Source organism: Paracoccus sp. S-4012, from assembly GCF_009674885.1.
Classification (GTDB): Bacteria; Pseudomonadota; Alphaproteobacteria; order Rhodobacterales; family Rhodobacteraceae; genus Paracoccus.
Genome location: NZ_WKKA01000021.1, coordinates 1 through 17991, shown reverse-complemented (window position 1 = coordinate 17991; position 17991 = coordinate 1). Strand labels below are relative to the sequence as shown.

Genomic DNA, 17991 nt, shown 5'->3' with positions numbered 1-17991 from the left:
TGGATGACGCCCCTCGACTTCGCGGTCCGCTACACGGCGGTCCTGATCCTCGCGCTCATCGTGGTGATCTTCGGCATCGTGGCGCCTGCTTTCCTGGCCCCCGGCAGCCTCATGTCCACGCTGAAGGCGGCCTCCTTCATCGGCATCGCCGCGGTTGGCATGGTGTTCGTGCTGCTGACCGCAGGGATCGATCTCTCGGTCGGGTCGGCCATGTATCTCGCGCCTGTGATCGCCGGCATCGCCATGCAGCGCCTCGGGATCGACGTCGCCCCGGCGCTTCTTCTCTGCCTGCTCGTCGGGGCGGCGATCGGGCTGGTCAACGCCATCCTGATCGTGCGCCTCAGGATCGTGCCCTTCATCGCGACGCTCGCCATGCTGTTCCTGGTCCGGGGCTTGGGCATCTGGTCCACCGGCTCGCGACAGATCGACTTCCCAGCGTCGATGCGCGCCTTCGGCCAGTCGGCGCTGTTCGGTATCCCAATGCCGGTGATCGCCTTCGCCATCGTCGCAGCGGCCGCTCACATCGTGCTCGCCCACACCGCCTTCGGCCGCCACATCTACGCCTTCGGCAACGACGCCGAGGCCGCGCGCAAGGCCGGGCTGCCGGTCAGACGGATGCAGGCGGCCGTCTATGTCATCTGCTCGACCTGCGCGGCCCTCGCCGGATTCGTGCTGATCTCGCAGATCGGCCGCATCGACGCGGGCTTCGGCGAGGGGCGCGAGTTCGACGTCATCACCGCCGCGGTGCTCGGCGGCGCCAGCCTCTTCGGCGGCATCGGCAGCGCCGTGAGCGCGGTCCTCGGCGCGGTCACGGTGCAGGCGGTGAAGGCGGGGCTCGTCTATGCCGGGGTGAACCTCTATTTGCAGCCGATCGTGCAGGGGGCGATCATCTTCCTTGCCGTGTTCCTCGACGGGCTGCGGGCGATCCGGATGGAGAAGCAGGCGCGGCGCTCGATCCGGCCGCTGGCTTAGGCCCGCGCACGGCTGCCGGCGAGCGACAGGATCAGGATGATGATGACGCCCTGAAGGATGTCCTGCACGCCCTTCGGCAGTCCCGCGATCTGCATGGTGGTGACGATCATGATGAGCAGCAGCGCGCCGAGGAGCGTGCCTGCCGCCGAGGCGCTGCCGCCCGCGATCAGCGTGCCGCCGAGGACCACGGCGCCGACCGATTGCAGCAGGTAAGGCGTCCCCATCTCCAGGAACGCGCCGCCCGCATAGCCCGCGATCAGCCCACCGGCAAAGGCGGAGAGCATCGAGCAGAGGACGAAGGCAAGCGCGATCGTGGCGCCGACCGGAACGCCTGCGAGGCGCGCGGCGCCTTCGCTCTGGCCCGTGGCTAGGAGCTTGCGGCCCCAGGCGAGGCGGGCGAGCACGAGGCCCAGGATGGCGGCTGCAATGGCCGCGATCAGGAAGGACGAGGGGACGCCGAACACCCGCGCCGTGGCAAGCATCTGGAACAGGCCGCCGGTCCGCATGGCGGTGATGCGTCCGTTCAGTAGCAGCGCCCCGGTGGCGAGGATGTAGCCGGAGGCGAGCGTGGCGATCATGGCAGGGATGCGGAGCGAAAGGACCAGCACGGCGTTCACCGCCCCGACGACCGCGCCCGCCGCAAGGATAGCCAGCAGCGCCGCGCCCGAGCCCGCGCCAGACTGCAGGACAAGCACCGACAGATAGGCCGAGAGCGCGATCACGCCGGGGATCGACAGGTCGATGTTGCCGCCGCCGCTCGTGATGACCAGCATCTGGCCGAGGGCGGGCAGCGCGAGGAACCCGGCCGTGGCCGCCACGCCCGAGAGGCTGGCAAGACTCAGCCGCTCGGTCAGCAGCGCGAGGGCAAGCCAGAGCAGGAGGATGCCGAGTGCGGGCCAGATCCAGCGGTTGTGGGCGGTGAAGTCACGCATGGCGGCCACCTCCGAAACTCAGCGATTGCAGCGCGAGGATGGCGATCAGCAGCGCGCCCTGGACCGCCGCGTTGTAGTCGGTGCTGACGCCGAGCGTGGCGAGGAAGGCGCCGATCAGCGACAGCGTGACCGCCCCCGCGACCACGCCCCAGGGCGCGATCACGCCGCCGAGGAGGCGGCAGCCGCCGATCACCACCGCGGCGATGGAGAGAAGCGTCAGCGCTCGGCCGGCGTTGATGTCGCTCGCGCCGCTCATGGCGGTAAGCATCAGCCCCGCGAGGCTGGCGAAGCCTCCGACCAGCAGGTAGCGCAGCACGGTGTAGCGGATCGTTGACCAGCCCGCGCGCTCGAGCGCGAGGGGCGAGGCGCCGAAGCCGCGCAGGACGGTCCCGGCGGGCGAGGCGTTGATCATGGCGGCGGCAATGCCGGCGAGCAGGATGACGATGACCGGCGCCGGGATTCCGAAAGCCGAGGGCAGCAGAACCGGCGCGAGCCAGTCCGGCGCGCTGCCGCCCGGCCTCGGCTGCAGCGTCTGGCCCATGCCGAGCCAGATGAAGGAGGCTCCCAGCGTGACCACGATCGACGGGATCGCGCGGGCGCGGATCAGCAGGCCCATGAGCGCGTAGAGGGCCAGGATGCCGAGAAGCGCGCCGACGCCGAGCCAGGGGGTGGCGACCAGTAGCGTGGCGGAGACCACGTTAACGAGCCCGGCGGCCGGGCCGATGCCGAGATCGATCTCGCTGCCGCCGACCGCGAACATTTGCCCGAGCGCGACGAGGACCAGCGGCACGGCGGGGCCGAGCAGCAGCTGCGCCCCGAGCGCGCTCGCCACCATCGGGTTGCGCCAGGTCATCGCGGCGACGATCAGCGCGAGGCAGAGGAAGGGCAGGGCGGTAAGCAGCCGCCGCATCCCCGCGCCGCTGCCGCGGGGCGCGAGGATCTCGGTCCCGGCGGTTCCAGAGAAGGAGGCGGCGATCAGCGCCTCGTCGGTGATCGCGCCGCGTTCCAGCTGGCGCACGGCACGGCCGTGCGAGAAGACCAGCACCCGGTCGCATTCCGCGAACTCGCCGTCTTCGGTCGAGTGCCAGAGGATCAGCTTGCCGCGGCCCGCAAGCTCGCGGGCAAGGCGGTAGAATTCGCGCTTCGCGGCGATGTCGACGCCGCGCGTGGGATCGTCGAGCAGCAGCGCGTCGAAGTCGTCCACGATCGCGCGCGCCATCAGCGCCTTCTGCTGGTTGCCGCCGGAGAGGTCGAGGATGCCATGATCCAGCCGCGCCGGGTCGAGGGCGAGGCCGCGGGCGGCTTCGGTCGCCGCGCGTCGATCCGGTCCCGGCCGAGTCGCGGCCCAGCCGGGGCGCCGGGCGGTGCGGCCGACGGTGATGTTTTCGAGCACCGTCCAGAGCGGGAAGTTGCCCTCCACCGGCCGGTCGCCAGAAACGAAGCGCAGCCGCGGCCCCCCCCGGGGCGCGGTAAAGAGCCGCCGCAGCGCGGCCTTCTGACCGGAGCCTTCAAGGCCCGCGAAGCCCACGATCTCGCCGCGGCGCAATTCGGGGTCGACGTTCGAGCCGGGGGCAATCGTGGCCCGGTCGAGGGTCAGGACCGGTGCACCCGCCGCAGGCCGCGCCTCCGCAGCCTCGGCTGCGGCTTCCGCGCTCAGCCCGCCCATCATCTCGACCAGATGCCCGACCGTCAGCCCGCGGTTCGGCCGGTCCTCCGTGATCCTCCCGTTCCGCATGACGAGGACGCGGTCGGCCACGTCGATCACCTCGGCCAGCTTGTGGCTGATGAACACGACTGCCACCCCGCGCCCGGCGATCGCACGGATATGCGCCCGCAACTGCGCGCTGCGCTCGGCGCCTAGCGACGAGGTCGGCTCGTCGAGGATGGCAAGGCGTAGGCCGGGGTCGGAGAGCACGCGGGCGATCTCGACCATTTGCCGCCCGCTGATCGGCAGCGCGCCAGCGCGGGTATCCGGGACGATTTCGGTGCCGGGGAAGATGGCCCCGAGCGCCTCGGCCGCCAGCTCCCGGTAAGGCCGCGTCCAGCCCGGACGAAACCGTCCCGCGTTGGGTCGCTCGATATAGAAGTTCTCGGCGATGCTCAGGTTGGGGCAGAGCGAAAGCTCCTGCCAGGCGATCCGGGTGCCCGCGGCATTGGCGGCGCGGGGGCCGAAGGCGTCCCAGTCCACCGGGCGGCCGTCGATCAGCATCTGCCCCGTGTCGGGGCGCGTCACGCCCGCAAGAATCCGCATCAGCGTGCTCTTGCCCGCACCATTCGCGCCGACGAGGCCGATGATCTCGCCGGCGCGGATCGTCAGCGACACGTCGCTCGCCGCGCGCGTGGTGCCGTAGGTCTTGCTGACCCCTTCGAGCGCGAGGAGCGGTGCGGCCGTGGTGGCGCCGCGTCCCGCGGCCGGGTCCGCGGCGCCGTCTGTCACTGGGCCGCGCCCACCAGGTTCTCCTGCACCCAGGCCTCGTCATAGGACGGGCTGATAATGAATCCCGGCTGCAGCCCTTCGGCCATCTCGGCCAGGTTCGCCTCGTCCACGACTGCCACCGGCATCGTCATCTCCATCGGCGGCTCGGCGCCCTTCACGAGCGCATAGGCGAGCCAGAAAGCCGCGCCGCCGATGCCCGGCGTGGTGTTCATCGAGGTCGTCCTGTAGCCGTCCTCGGCCCGGTCGGCCCACCACAGCACGAAATCGCTGCTGCCACCGCCTTCGATTACGGGGGGGCTTGCGGTATAGTCGCCGCCCGCCTGCTCGAAGGCTTGGGCGATGCCGTAGTCGTCGCTGCCGCCTTGCGCGAGGACCGCGTCCACATGGGGCAAGCTGGGCAGAATGTTGGCGATCGCCGATTGCGCCACCGAGGCCGTCGCTTCGCCGAAGACCTCTCCCACCACAGTGACGTCCGGGTGCTGATCGAGCACCGCCTTCTGCGCCGCATACATCAGGTTGTCGGGCCCGGAGCCGGAGACGCCGCGCACGACCAGAACGTTGCCCTCGTCGCCGATCAGTTCCAGCGTCTTCTCGGCCTGTTCGGTCTTGTAGTCGGTAAAGTCGAAGCTGAGCTTCCAGGCACAGTCAGCGGTGGCAAGCGAGTCGAACACCACGACCTTGATGCCCTGGGCGCAGGCCTGCTCCATCACGCCGTTGAGCGCCGTTTCCGACGCCGCGTTGATTGCGATGGCGTCGACGCCGCGCAGGATCAGTTCGCCCAGTTGGCTTTGCTGCTGGTTCACGCTGCCGTCTCCGTTCAGCACGACATAGTCGGCGATCTTGCCGTCGGCCTTGGCCTGTTCGGCAGCTTCGGTGAAAGCGTCCACCATCTGCCGCCGCCACGTGTTTCCGTAGAAGGAGTTTGAGAGCGCGATCACCGGATTTTCGGGATCGGCGAAGGCGGGCGCGGCGGTCAGCATCGCCGCCCACGCTGCGGCGAGCGCAGCGGCGGCCGTCAAACGGCGGCCGAAAACGGTTGTCATTCCTACATCCTCCCCAGATATGCGCCCTCGACAGTATCTCATCATACCAGCTACGCAAGGAGCATGAACGGAGGAGGGACTGCCATGAAGATCGCTCTGATCGGCGCCGGGGGAAAGATGGGGGTGCGGCTCGGGCGCAACCTCGTGGGCAGCGGCCATGACATCCGCTTCGTCGAGATCAGCGAGGCAAGGCGAGCCCGCGTCCGCGACGAGATCGGGGCCGAGGTGACGGCGGAGGACGAGGCGCTCGCCGGCGCCGAGGTGGTGATCCTCGCGGTGCCCGACACGCATATCGGCAAGGTCGCAGAAGGGATCGTGCCGCGCCTCGACCCGGGCACCATCGTGATGATCCTCGACGCCGCGGCGCCCTATGCCGGGCACCTGCCGCAGCGGGCCGATATCACCTATTTCATCACCCATCCCTGCCACCCGCCGATCTTCAACGACGAGACCAGCGAGGCGGGGCGCGACGATCGCTTCGGCGGGATCGCCGCGCGGCAGTCGATCGTGAACGCGCTGATGCAGGGCCCGGAGGCGGACTATGCCCGCGGCGAGGAGGTCGCGCGGCTGATATGGGCGCCGATCCTGCGCTCGCACCGGCTGACCATGCAACAGATTGCGCTACTGGAGCCGGCCCTGGCCGAGACGCTGGCCGCCTCGCTGCTGGCGGCGATGAAGCAGGGGCTGGACGAGGTCGTCGCCCGCGGCGTGCCGCAGGAGGCCGCGCGCGACTTCCTGCTGGGGCATCTCAATATCCTCGGCGCCGTGACCTTCGGGCATGTCCAGGGCGTGTTCTCGGATGCCTGCAACAAGGCGATCGAGAACGGCCTGCCGCGGCTGATGCGCGACGACTGGAAGGGCATCTTCGACGAGGCGGAACTGGCGGAAAGCATCCGGCGGATCACCTGAGATGTATTTGGGGCTCGACCTCGGCACCTCGGGCGTCAAGGCGCTGCTGATGGAGGGGGATGCGGTCGTGGCGACGGCGACCGCGCCGCTGTCGGTCTCGCGGCCGCGGCCCGGTTGGTCCGAGCAGGCACCGGAGGACTGGCGGGCCGCGGCTGTCGCGGCGGTGGCGGGGCTGGGGCGCGACCTTTCGGGGGTGCGCGGCATCGGGCTATCGGGGCAGATGCACGGCGCGGTCTGCCTCGATGCGGGCCAGCGGGTGCTCCGTCCCGCGATCCTTTGGGACGATGGCCGCGCCGAGGCCGAGGCCCGCGCCCTCGACGCCGACCCGCGCTTCCGCGCGATCACCGGCAACATCGTGTTTACGGGTTTCACCGCGCCGAAGCTGGTGTGGATGGCGCGTTACGAGCCGGAGTTACGCGCCCGCGTGGCGCGGGTGCTGCTGCCCAAGGACTGGTTGCGGCTCTGGCTGATCGGCGAAGCGGTCAGCGAGCCTTCCGATGCCGCCGGCACCGCTTGGCTCGACCTCGCGACGCGCGACTGGTCGGATGAGTTGCTGGCGACGACCGGTCTCGACCGCGCGACGATGCCGCGACTGGTGGAGGGGACGGAGGTGTCCGGCACCTTGCGCGCGCAGGCGGCTGTCGAGCTCGGCCTGCCGCCCAGTATTCCGGTTGCCGGCGGCGCCGGCGACAATGCTGCAACCGCGGTGGGCGTCGGCCTGACGCAGCCAGGCCGCTCGCTGCTGTCACTCGGGACGTCGGGCGTGATCTTTTCCGTCACCTCGATGCCCATGCCCGCACCGGAAACCGCGGTTCACAGCTTCGCCCATGCTATCCCCGACCGCTGGCATCACATGGGCGTGACCCTTGCCGCCGGGGCCTCGCTGGCCTGGCTCGCCGATCTGACCGGGGCGCCACCCGAGGCGCTGCTGGCGGAACTGGGCGAGGGCACGGAGCCGGGCGAGGTCGCTTTCTACCCCTATCTCTCCGGCGAGCGGACGCCGTGGAATGCGCCTGCGCTGCGCGGGCGCCTTGACCGCCTCTCGGCCGCCCACAGCCGGGCCGACCTGAGCCGTGCAGTCCTGGAAGGCGTGGGTTTCTCGCTAGCCGACGCGGTCGCGGCGATGGAGCGGGCGGGCAGCCGTGTCGAGGCGCCGCTGGCCCTTGGCGGCGGGGCAAAATCGGATGTCTGGCTGGGGATCCTGGCGAACATCCTCGGCCGTCCGGTGGAGCGACCACGTGAGGCCGCCCATGCCGCGGCATCGGGTGCGGCGCGGCTGGGCCGGCTGGCAGCCGAGAGGGGGGACCCGGCCAGCCTGCCACAGCCCGAAGTCGAGCGGCGCTTCGAGCCGGACCCGGCGAAGGCCGAAGCGTGGCGCACGGCAAGGGCGCGCTGGCGCAGCAGCAGCCCGGCCTACGCGCCTCAGGACGAGGCGGGCGCGCGATAAAGCGAGTTCGCCCGTTGCAGGTGGTCCGTCATCGCGTGCGCCGCGCGGCCGCTATCGCCAGAGGCGATCGCCTCGATGATGGCCTCGTGCTCGGCCACGGTCAGGCGTTCGAGGCCCGGGGCATGCACCATGTCGCGGTGAAACATCGCCATCCAGTCAAAGACCGCACCACAGAGCGAGGTCAGCAGCCCGTTGCCCGAAATGGCCGCGATTGCGCGGTGGAAGGCGCTGTCAAGTTCCCGGAAGGCGTCCGCGTTGGCTTGCGCCGCCCGCTGCTGATCGACGATGGCGCGAAGCCCGGTCAGTTGCGCGTCTGATCGGAGCTCGGCCGCGATTCGGACGAGGGCCACCTCCATCAGCACCCGCGCCTCCTTCAACTCGGTCAGCACCTTCGGGTCATGCGTCATCACATGGCGCATGGTCTCGATCATCTGTCCGTGCAGGTGGTCGAGCCGCGGCGCTGCGACCCGGGGCCTCTCGCCGTGCCGAACCTCGATGAGGCCCATCGCCTGCAGCGCCTGCAGCGCCTCGCGGATTGCCGGCCGGCCGACGCCATACTGCTCCATCAACTCGCGTTCGGACGGAAACGGGTCGCCCGGGCGGAAACGGCCGGAGTTCACCGCCTCAAGCAACCGCTCACGGATTTCGTCCGAGAGCTTACGCCGGCGAATGCGGTTGGGAGGACTGAGGGGCGGGGGGGTCGTGCTCATCGGGCGAGATGTGGCCCACGCCGCGCCGGGGTTCAAGCCGGAGGCTATCTCTTCTCTTCTCTTCGAGGATGTTTCTCTGCTCAGCTCCCTGAGATCTCCTTGGGGATTCATCGCTCCGGTCGTCGATCCGGTAGTGGTTCCGGCTGCCATTTAGGCACCTTGCAGGCTTCGAATTGATCAACGGCTATGTTGGGGCAACCTCTCCTGGTCGAGGCGAAAGTCAAAGCTAGCGACCTTTTCTATGATTGTCTGAGCGCGAAGCTGAGCGATCATTTAGGGGCGCCGATCGACGCTGGGGGCGATGCCGGAGTCCGGAGGACGCTTCAGAACTGAACGGCGTCAACGGCGCTTTCTATGATATGGTGGTGAAGATAACCTCAGCAAGATCGATGCTGGCCTGAATAGCGATCGACCGAATGCGACGCGGGGCACGAAGGACGAGGACCAGAAGTGGACGTCGGCTGCAGAATGTTGGCGCCACCGATGGAGGCGTTGCTTGCCTGTGCCGTCCGAGTTTCGAGCATCCGTGGTGACCGACACCGCCAAGGTTAAGTGATGCGCTGAAAAACCAGAAATCACGTCTGGATTGGGGCATCTCAGGCCAAGTCACTCCCGGTCACGGGAAAGGAGTCTGATAACAAGATCTTCCCCGAATTGCGGTTGGGTCCTCTAGGGCGTCGATGCCCCATTATAGAGGCACCCGGGGGAAACTATGAAAGCAAGATGCCTCATCACCGAGAGAATTGCCCCATTCGAGCACGGCCGGAGCCTTGGCATGGGACAACGGACGCGCTACGATCCGACCAATTCTTCCTTCTCGGGCGTCGCTATCTCGAATACGGACGTCCTGTCCGCGGGGAGGTTGCGGCGCCAGAAGGCACCTCCTTTGACGCGCGCGGGATCTTCTAGGCTCAGGACTCATAGCCAAAACATGACGATGGCTGCGAGGGCGCAGGCCGACAGGAATAGGTCGGGGCATCTGTCGTAGCGGGTGGCGATCCTGCGCCAGTCCTTGAGCCGGGCGAAGGCATTCTCGATCCGGTGGCGCTGCCGGTAGAGGCTTGGGTCGTGCGGGATCGGCACCTTGCGACATTTCCGGGATGGAATGCAGGGCTGAATGTGGCGCTCGGTCAAGGCCTTGCGGAACCAGTTGGCATCGTAGCCGCGGTCCGCCAAGAGGGTCCTCGCCGTCGGCAATGAGCGCAGCAGCACCCGGGCGCCGATGTAATCCGATGTCTGGCCGGAGGTCAGGACCATGTCGATGGGCCGCCCCCTGCCGTCGGTCAAGGTATGCAGCTTGGAGTTCAGCCCGCCCTTGCTGCGCCCGATGAGCCGTCCGCACCCCCTTTTTTGCCCCGCAGGCTTGAGGCGGTCCGGTGCGCCTTCAAATGGGTCGCATCAATCATCAGCGTGTCGCGCTCGCGCCCCTCGGCGGCAAGTTCGGTCAGGATCCGGGCCAAGACACCCAGCCGGCTCCGCCGGACCCATCTGTTGTAGAGCGTCTTTGCCGGGCCATAGGCAGCCGGCGCGTCCCGCCAGCGCAAGCCATTGCGATTGATGAAAATGACGCCGCTCAGCACCCTCCTGTCATCAACCCGTGGCCGGCCGCGGGAGCGCGGGAAGAACGGCTCAAGGCGCTCCATCTGCGCTTCGCTCAGCCAGAAAAGATCACTCATGCGGCACCTCCTCAGCGCCCGAAGTGAATCAAGCCGCGGCTGGCCCGGCAAGCAATTTAATAGGTCCTGAACCTAGGACTTCGACGTAGTCGAATGAGCCCTCCTTCTTACAGCTGGTCGGTCGACTTAAGCGCCATGGCTGGGCGGGACCTGCGGGAGGTCAGCCATTCCTGCTGCTTGCCGGGCGCGGCATGAGCTGCGCGACCCGCCTCCATTCCCAACTGCTCGAATAGACCGAGCACGCCATCCGCGTCCCGAGCGTCCCCGAGCACCAGATCGAGAACGCGATTGCCTGCCTCGCCGAAGAGGCGAAGGTGGTGGCCGAGGGCGCGGGCGCCGCCGGCATTGCGGCGCTGCTGGCCCACCCCGAGCTCTTCCGCGGCCAGCGCGTCGGCGTCCCGATCTGCGGCGCCAACATCGACAACCGGGTCCTCGCCTCGGTCCTCCAGCGCGTGATGTTCCGCGACGGGCGCCTGATGCGCCTCGCGCTCGACATCCCCGACCGCCCCGGCGTGCTCGCCGACATCGCCGGCCGGATCGGCGCGGCACCTGCCATTCTATCGCCAGGCCGAGATCTACAGGCGGCAGGGGATCGTGCTCGACCGGGCGACGCTCGGCAACTGGGTCGGCAGGGCCTGCTTCCACCTCCGGCCGATCGTCCAGCACATGTGCGAGCATCTGAAGGGCGCGGATCGGATCTTCATGGACGAGACCCGGGCACCGGTGCTGGACCCGGGAGGACGACGAAGACCGGCTGGTTCTGGGCCATCGTGGCGGATGACCGCGGGCATGGCGGGACCGGACCACCGATCGTGATGTTCCGCTACGCGCCCGGCCGCGGCGGTGTGCACGCGGTCCGCTTCCTCGACGGCTATCGCGGCAGGTTCCTGCAATGCGACGGCTATCAGGCCTACGAGGCTCCGGCGGGCCCGGCTCGACCGGAGGGGCCGTGGCAGCTCGTGCACTGCTGGACGCATGTCCGCCGGCGCTTCGTGAAGCGGCTGGAGGCCGACGCCTCCCCGATCGCCGAACGGGCCCTGAGCCAGATCGCCCAGCTCTACGCCATCGAGGCGACGGTCCGCGGCCGCGCACCGGAGATCCGGCTGGCTGCCCGCGCCGAACTGGCGGCCCCGATCGCCGCCGCCTTCCGGCCCTGGCTCGAGGCGCAGCTCGCGCGCATCCCGCGCTCGTCGAGGCTCGCCGAGGACATCCGATACACGCTCGGCATCTGGCCAGGGCTGACGCGCTTCCTCGAGGACGGACGGCTCGAGCTCGACACCAATCCGGTCGAGAACCAGATCCGCCCGATCGCGCTGACACCGAAGAACGCCCTCTTCGCGGGCCACGAGGTGGGGGCCGAGAACTGGGCAATGCTCGCCTCCGTGATCGCCACCTGCAAGATGAGTCACGCGAACCCGATCGACTACATCGCGCGGACCCTGCGGGCGATCCTCGATGGCCATCCAAGGAGCCTGATCGAGGGCCTCATGCCCTGGAGCTTCGATCAGAGGTCAAGCCTCGCCGCGTAGGGCATCGGGAAGGCGCTTACCCTCTATAGCGTCATCCGCCAGCAATAAGGTTGAGTGGAAACATGAGCGCACTGAGCCTGGTCAGTTTCTCAGGGAGCGTAGGCCACCTGCCCGCGGTGCCACCGAGCGGATGATCTTCGACTACGGCGGCTGGTTCGACCGTAATGCGGCCGTCGGCTGCAATGCTCGCCGCGCTTGCTTGCACGGTGTGACCTCGTCGCCGCGTCAATCGGCCCAAAGCAGTCGTTCTTGCCTGGTCGCATGCTGCGTAACAGCTTCCGCAAACCGACCATTCACATCTGGCACCGCAAGCCTCGAAGGAACACCGCGGAAGCGGGAAGGGTTGGGACAGCAGTGGATTTCCTCCACACTCACTGCCTGAGGGTGGATGCAGATGGCACAGGACCGGGACGATCGGGAACGCTGGGGTCGCGGCCCCTATGGGCACGGGACGACCACTCGCCCCGGGACTGCTCCCGCGACTGGTCGGACTGGGCGGGTGACGAACTCCGTTCCAGGTTCGGCGATGACGGTGCCGAGCGGCGGCGGCACATGAATGAAGCTCGCGGCTATGGCATGATGGGGTTCAGCAACGCGATGGTCGTTACGGCGACGAGTGGGGCGGTTATGGGGACCGCCCTGCGGGTCCATCAGGCCATGACCCGTATTGATCGGGCCGCAGTGATTATGGCCGGTGAGGGAGAAGGCCCTGGTCACGGCGGCAATTATGGTGTCCCTGGCCTCGCCGGCAGCAGCACCGGCAGATCAGGCGTCTAGAGAGCATTGTCACAGGCCGCCGCCCTGAACTCACGACGGCAGCCGCTGATAGCCGATCGTGGCGCACGCATGGCGATCAGCACTGATCGAGAGGCACAGGATCGCTGCATCCCGGCAAGCCTGCTGTCGCCACGACTGAACCTTAACCCGTGTTGATGCCATGATCCCGCCGCTTCAGCCCGACCCATATATCCTCCTTCTGACGGGCGCCGGCTTCCTGATTGCTCTGGTGGCATGGCTGCCCCTGGCGCTGCGGCGGTTACCCTTGTCCCTGCCCATCGTCTGCATCGGCCTGGGGGCGGCGCTCTTCTCGCTGCCAGGGGCCAGGCTGGAGCCTTCGCCGCTGGCCTATCCCGAGATCACCGAAAGGTTCAGCGAGTTCGTCGTCATCATCGCGCTGATGGGAGCCGGGCTGAAGCTCGACCGGGTCTTCGGGCTGCACCGCTGGGAGGTGACCTGGCGGCTGATCCTCGTCACCCTTCCCTTCAGCATCGGCGCCATCACCCTCCTTGCGGGAACATGGATGGGCTTTGCATGGCCGGTGGCGCTGCTTCTGGGCGCGGCGCTGGCGCCGACCGATCCGGTTCTGGCCTCGGACGTGCAGGTCGGCCCGCCGAAGACGGGCGAGGAAGACGAGGTGCGTTTCGGCCTGACCTCGGAGGCGGGCATGAACGATGGCGCCGCCTTCCCCTTTGTCCACCTGGCCATCGCCTTGGCTCTCGCGGGCGCGACGGGAGAGCCCTGGGCGATGAAATGGCTGAGCTACAACGTGCTGTGGGAGATCGGCGCCGGCGTCGCGGGAGGTTACCTGATCGGCCGCGCCTTCGGCTGGCTCACCTTCCGCATTCCGGCCGAGACGAAGCTGGCCCAGACCGGCGACGGGCTGATCGCGCTCTCCGCCACCTTCGTGTCCTACGGGCTGACCGAGATTATCCACTCCTATGGTTTCCTGTCGGTCTTCGTCACCGCGCTGACCTTCCGCGCGGCCCACAGAAGCCACGACTTCCACCGCGAGATGCACGACGTCACCGAACAGGTCGAGCGCCTCGCGATGATGGTGCTTCTGCTGCTGTTCGGAGGTGCCGTTGCCAAGGGTCTGCTGGCGGGGCTGCCTTGGGCAGACGTCGCCGCGGCGCTGGTCATCCTGCTGGTCATCCGTCCGGTGACGGGGCTGATCGGCCTTGCCGGGCTCAGGGCCTCATGGAGCGAGAAGCTGACGATCGCCTTCTTCGGGATCCGGGGTGTGGGATCGATCTACTACCTGGCCTACGGGTTGAACCACATGGAGGTCAAAGGCGCCGAGCGCCTCTGGGCCATCGTCGGCCTCGTGGTCCTGATCTCCATCCTCATGCACGGGCTGACCGTCACCCCCGTCATGCGCCTGCTCGACCGCCGGCACGGCCGCGATCCCGATGCGGATGCCGTGCCACCACCCGGGTTGCATGGTCCGGGGGCAGGGTGAGCCCAGGCCGGATCACCGCGCGCCGCAGGGTCACAGCCGAACGAGAGCACGGCCACGGCAGACGCCGCCGAGCCGGCCTCAGTTCGTGAAGGCGTTGATCAGTTCGATGCCCGCAAGGACGACCTTCCCGGTGTCACCATAGACCCGATAGGCCAGCACGATAATAGCGTCAGTCATTGCGGATCTCGAGATTCAGCCGCCGCGGGTCAGGGATAGCCACATAGTCGCCGACCCGCCGGCACCGGCCTATGTCGTCGGCCGCGCCCATCCGGCGCTCGACCGCCTGATTGCCGGGTTCGAGGCTGAGGTCAGCCGCCACGCCGGGTTGTCTCTGGCGGTCTGACCGCGCGTTGAATCCAATGAAGATCGCGCCGATCGGCCCTTTGCAGACGTTCGCGCTCGGCCGCACACCGCGTGACAAACTTTCACCAGTCGCCACCTCATGCCTTGCCCGGCGGAAGTTCCTCGCAATGGTGGGGTGATCCCTGGACTGGACCACTCCGTTGGGCAGTCCATCAGTGCTATCCTGCGGCAACTGAGTTATGCTAGTATTCGCTCAAGGTCGCTGCAGCCGAATATTTTTCGAGGAAGTTCGAGCAATGCGCGTGGCTCACCCTGTCCTCATGTCTTTTTGGAATCCGAGACGACCCCTGAAGAGGCCGGCGGATCGGTTTGCGTCCTTCTGTTGCTTGCCGGCAAGCCCAAGCTCAAGTCTGTTCCGAGACCAGTCCACAGAAGGCGTCTGCGCTGCTACGGGGGAGCAAGACATGAGCCGGATTCCTGAAGCCTGGAACAGTGGCATGATCCGACAGGTGGAGGATCTCTGTCGCGAGATGACGGAACGGGAGGAGGCTGGAGACCCTGATGCAGAGGCGTGGTCTGACGACCTTCTGGGAGAACGACATCGTCATCTGGCGGGCAGATGGTGAGTTCCAGGGAAAGCGCAAGTTCATCAGGGAGCTGAAGAATGGCGCTGGGCGCGGGCGTGTCACAGAGCGTCCGGTAACCATTCTGTTCGAAACGCAGGTGGCGGTCGCCAGGGTCATCGGGCCCCGGCGCTTCCGCAACCTGCGGGTCTTCCGACAATCGTCAGGTCCGAGACGCGGAAAGGCGGGATGGATCCTGGAAATGTGGAACAATACCGAGATCCACGCTGCCGCCGGTTCCGGTATCGCTATCCCGAGACCGGGCAGCGGGCCACCGGGCGCCCGCGGCATCGGCTCGCACCTGATCTGATGCGGGCGGTCTGGTCCTTCTGGTCGCGGCCGCATTCCCTGTTTTACCACCGATTCTGGCACAGCGAGCGGGCGCATCTGCTGTGCTGGGCGCTTTCGGTGGCCCGGGCTGCGGCCCATTTCCAGGAAACCTGCCTTGTCACCGACAGCGTGGGGGCCCGGCTGCTGGTGGACGAGCTGGGCCTGCCCTTCACGACGGTCAGCGACGATCTGGAGCTGCTGAACCAAACCGGCGCCGATCCGAAATGGTGGGTGCTCGGCAAGTTCGCGGCCTATGCAGCTCAGCGAGAGCCTTTTCTGCACCTAGATGCGGACGTGATTCTGTGGAAGCCGCTGCCGGCGCGCCTGGCGGGCGCCGCGGTGATCGCGCAGAACCCGGAACATTTCGACCTTACAGACCAGACGCTCTATCGCGCCGATCAGTTTATCCGCGGCATTGCCCACTGCGGGGGTTGGCTCCCGGATGAGTGGCAGTCCTATGCCGCGCGGCGGCGCACGAACGCATTGTGCTGCGGCATCCTGGGCGGGACGGACATCGACTTCCTCCATCGCTATGCGCGGCGCGCAACCAGGATCATCCTGCACCCGCGCAATGCCCCGGCATGGGAGCGGATCGGCATCCGTGACAACATTCTGGTCGAGCAGTATTTCCTTGCGGCCTGCCTGGAGGCGGAGGCGAACCGCGGGGGCCCGGACGCGGCCAGCAGGGTCGGCTATCTCTTTCCATCCTCCACGCAGGCATTTGCCCCTCGCGCGGCCGAAAAGGTGGGATATACGCATCTCATCGGGGATGCGAAGGCCGACCCCGAGATCGCCGCTCGTCTGGAGGGGCGCGTCCGGGCCGAGCATCCCGCGCTTTACGAGCGCTGCATGCGCCTGTGTGGGGAGAGACCTTCGAACCCAGCCTGAGCATGGAGGCAAGAATGACGAGCACGCGACGAGCTCCGGATGCAGACCAGCAGGCAGCCTTCAAGTCGGTGCAGAGCCAGGGCAAGCTGTGCCTCGATCACCTCCGGGTCATGGCCGCCCCCGGGGGGCGCATCGCCGCGCGGGCGCAATCCGGGGATCCCCTATGGAGCCGGGTGGCGGCCACCGGCTACAATCAGGTGTGCCGGGACCGCAGGACGCCTGCAGGCAGCACGGATGATGCCTACCTGTCGACGATCCGGGGCAGCGACGATCTGAAACTTGTCTGCGACACGCGCTGGGTGCTGGGCGAAGCCGTGGACGTGCTCCGCAAACGGCTCGACCGACTGGACACGATTGCCGAGCCCTACGACGATTTCGAGGACTGCATCCGCAAGTCCATCACGGAGACGGACCGTTCGCCAGCCGAGTTGACAACGAGCATCGAGCAGGCACTTGCGCTCGGCACAAGGGCAGTCGCTTGGGAGTTGAGGCGCCCGGAGGCCGGCACACGGGTCGAGCGGTGGAAGCGCAAGTTGCAAGACAATCCGCTCGTGGCCGCGATCATGATCCTCGGCATCGCGATTCCGGGTATCGCGGCCGTCTACAATGCCCTTCCCGCGTGGTTCAAGGAATGGTTGGGACTGGCAAGAAGCCGCGGCCCCTAGGACCTCGACTCTGTGTCGTTGCCAGGGAACGTCGGTCCCACCAGCGCTTTCATTTAGAATACCAATGCTGCCCTTCGCTACGGACGTCTTGTTCGCGGGGACCTTGCGGCGCCATAACGCACCCCGGTAGTGGTCTGCGTCTCTTCCTAGGACTTCATGATGATCGGGGACGTTCGCTCCGTCGCGCTTGGGCATCCATTCTGCGTCATGGCTCCGCGGGACCTGCGGGAGGCCAGCCATCCCTCCAAAGAGGTGTGCACGTGAACCTAGGTCGACGCAATCACGAGGCCCGAACTAGTTGTTTCGGAAATGGCCGCGGTGCCGAGCTTCCCGGGGTCTCGGCGTCAATCTTGGCTTCTATCTCGGCCGGAGCATTCCTGGCTCTTGGGCGCCATGATGGCTTGCTCGGCGGCCGACGTGAACTGCTGCCATGAGCGCGCAGGCGATCACGCCGCCCCAATGAACATGCGCGGGCTCGCGCCTTGCGCTTCAGACTCCTATCCTGCTGCTGCCGCGTTCGCCGGCACGCGCTGCCCGCTCGCATCGTAGCCGTGCAGCCGCGTCGCGGGCAGCCCCAGGCGCAACCCTGGGTCTGCCGGCAGCGACACCGCCCCAGGAGTTCGAACCACTAGGCCCCTCCCAGATCCGGCGGCCGTCAGGTGCAGCAGTGTCTCGGATCCGGTCTGCTCGACCGCATTCACCCGGGCGTCGAGCGCGAGGTCACCTGGGGCGGCCTCGGTCGTGATGTCCTCGGCGCGGATGCCGATCACGGCGGTGTCCGGCGGAAACGCGGACAGGTCGGCGCCATGGGCGGCGAGGTCCTCGACCGGGATCAGATTCATGCCCGGCGCGCCCATGAAACTCGCGACGAAGAGGGTCGCGGGACGCGCATAGACCTCCATCGGCGCGCCGACCTGCTCGATCCGGCCGCCGTTCATTACCACCAGCCGGTCGGCCATGGTCATCGCCTCGAGCTGGTCGTGGGTGACATAGATCGCGGTGGTGGCGAAGCGGCGCTGCAGGCGGCGGATCTCGACCCGCATATGGCCGCGGAGCTTCGCGTCGAGGTTCGAGAGCGGCTCGTCGAAGAGGAACGCCTGCGGCTTCCTGACGATGGCGCGGCCCATCGCCACCCGCTGCCGCTGGCCGCCCGAGAGGGCCTGCGGCTTGCGGTCGAGGAAGGGCTCGATCTCCAGCACCCGCGCCGCTTCGATCACGCGGGCGTCGATCTCGGCCCGCGGCGTCTTGCGGTTCCTGAGTCCGTATTCGAGGTTCCCGCGCACCGTCA

General features: G+C 67.7%; 16 protein-coding genes and 1 pseudogene. 9 read left to right on the top strand and 8 right to left on the bottom strand.

The window, feature by feature from the left end; genetic code table 11:
- The first annotated feature begins 3 nt into the window (after positions 1-3).
- A complete protein-coding gene (locus GI374_RS17005) occupies positions 4-972 on the top strand; it encodes an ABC transporter permease (RefSeq protein WP_229583466.1) in 969 nt (322 codons plus the stop codon).
- On the opposite strand, the gene GI374_RS17000 is transcribed toward GI374_RS17005, so the two are convergent.
- From GI374_RS17000 to GI374_RS16990, 3 genes are read right to left on the bottom strand one after another with little or no spacing between them, the layout of a single operon-like run.
- Positions 969-1904: an ABC transporter permease gene (locus tag GI374_RS17000; protein ID WP_154338233.1), complete on the bottom strand. Its 936-nt coding sequence runs from the start codon at positions 1902-1904 to the stop codon at positions 969-971. The genes GI374_RS17005 and GI374_RS17000 overlap by 4 nt on opposite strands.
- Positions 1897-4341: an ATP-binding cassette domain-containing protein gene (locus tag GI374_RS16995; RefSeq protein WP_370515435.1), complete on the bottom strand. Its 2445-nt coding sequence runs from the start codon at positions 4339-4341 to the stop codon at positions 1897-1899. The genes GI374_RS17000 and GI374_RS16995 overlap by 8 nt, the downstream gene beginning before the upstream one ends.
- Entirely contained in the window at positions 4338-5321 is a 984-nt protein-coding gene (locus tag GI374_RS16990) for an ABC transporter substrate-binding protein (protein ID WP_229583464.1), read from the bottom strand. Before GI374_RS16990 ends, GI374_RS16995 begins: the two co-directional genes overlap by 4 nt.
- 147 nt (positions 5322-5468) lie before the next feature.
- Between GI374_RS16990 and GI374_RS16985 the strand changes: the two genes are divergently transcribed.
- Together GI374_RS16985 and xylB are read left to right on the top strand one after the other, a co-directional pair.
- Positions 5469-6293, top strand: a complete 825-nt coding sequence (locus GI374_RS16985) for a phosphogluconate dehydrogenase C-terminal domain-containing protein (RefSeq protein WP_154338230.1) — start codon at positions 5469-5471, stop codon at positions 6291-6293.
- Between the two features lies 1 nt (position 6294).
- Positions 6295-7740 carry a xylulokinase gene (gene xylB, locus GI374_RS16980; RefSeq protein ID WP_154338229.1) on the top strand — a complete coding sequence of 482 codons (1446 nt, stop codon included), beginning with the start codon at positions 6295-6297 and terminating at the stop codon, positions 7738-7740.
- Here the strand turns inward: xylB and nanR are convergent.
- The 3 genes from nanR to GI374_RS19910 all read right to left on the bottom strand — a co-directional run bounded on the left by nanR (position 7716) and on the right by GI374_RS19910 (position 10491).
- The gene (gene nanR / locus GI374_RS16975) at positions 7716-8600 is read right to left on the bottom strand and encodes a transcriptional regulator NanR (RefSeq protein WP_229583462.1); all 885 of its coding nucleotides are present in this window, start codon (positions 8598-8600) and stop codon (positions 7716-7718) included. The genes xylB and nanR overlap by 25 nt on opposite strands.
- Before the next feature lie 768 nt (positions 8601-9368).
- Positions 9369-10126 (bottom strand): IS5 family transposase gene (locus tag GI374_RS16970; RefSeq protein WP_154338228.1). Its coding sequence is split into 2 segments (ribosomal slippage): positions 9369-9790 and positions 9790-10126, totalling 759 coding nucleotides; the frame shifts between segments, so codons are not numbered across the junction.
- A 107-nt stretch (positions 10127-10233) separates the two neighbouring features.
- Positions 10234-10491, bottom strand: coding sequence for a hypothetical protein (locus tag GI374_RS19910; RefSeq protein WP_154338227.1), 258 nt, complete (start codon positions 10489-10491; stop codon positions 10234-10236).
- Positions 10492-10720: 229 nt separating this feature from the next.
- Here GI374_RS19910 and GI374_RS16960 point away from each other — a divergent pair.
- From GI374_RS16960 to GI374_RS16955, 3 genes and pseudogenes are all read left to right on the top strand, one after another.
- A pseudogene (locus GI374_RS16960) lies at positions 10721-11514 on the top strand (IS66 family transposase); the annotation flags it as partial.
- Positions 11497-11655 carry a transposase domain-containing protein gene (locus GI374_RS19905; RefSeq protein ID WP_370515439.1) on the top strand — a complete coding sequence of 53 codons (159 nt, stop codon included), beginning with the start codon at positions 11497-11499 and terminating at the stop codon, positions 11653-11655. The pseudogene GI374_RS16960 and the gene GI374_RS19905, both read left to right, overlap by 18 nt.
- Positions 11656-12592: 937 nt before the next feature.
- Positions 12593-13894: a sodium:proton antiporter gene (locus GI374_RS16955; RefSeq protein ID WP_154338226.1), complete on the top strand. Its 1302-nt coding sequence runs from the start codon at positions 12593-12595 to the stop codon at positions 13892-13894.
- A 169-nt stretch (positions 13895-14063) separates the two neighbouring features.
- On the opposite strand, the gene GI374_RS19440 is transcribed toward GI374_RS16955, so the two are convergent.
- Positions 14064-14333, bottom strand: a complete 270-nt coding sequence (locus GI374_RS19440; RefSeq protein ID WP_154338225.1) for a hypothetical protein — start codon at positions 14331-14333, stop codon at positions 14064-14066.
- Positions 14334-14758: 425 nt separating this feature from the next.
- Between GI374_RS19440 and GI374_RS16945 the strand changes: the two genes are divergently transcribed.
- The 3 genes from GI374_RS16945 to GI374_RS16935 are packed head-to-tail and all read left to right on the top strand — an operon-like array spanning position 14759 to position 16703.
- Positions 14759-15130 (top strand): hypothetical protein, encoded by a 372-nt coding sequence (locus tag GI374_RS16945; RefSeq protein ID WP_154338224.1) that lies wholly within the window; start codon positions 14759-14761, stop codon positions 15128-15130.
- Positions 15130-16038 carry a DUF6734 family protein gene (locus GI374_RS16940; protein ID WP_154338223.1) on the top strand — a complete coding sequence of 303 codons (909 nt, stop codon included), beginning with the start codon at positions 15130-15132 and terminating at the stop codon, positions 16036-16038. Before GI374_RS16945 ends, GI374_RS16940 begins: the two co-directional genes overlap by 1 nt.
- Positions 16039-16052: 14 nt before the next feature.
- Positions 16053-16703 (top strand): hypothetical protein, encoded by a 651-nt coding sequence (locus GI374_RS16935; protein ID WP_154338222.1) that lies wholly within the window; start codon positions 16053-16055, stop codon positions 16701-16703.
- Between the two features lie 497 nt (positions 16704-17200).
- Here GI374_RS16935 and GI374_RS16930 read toward each other — a convergent pair.
- On the bottom strand, positions 17201-17991 hold a 791-nt coding region (locus GI374_RS16930), incomplete at its 5' end, for an ATP-binding cassette domain-containing protein (RefSeq protein ID WP_154338221.1).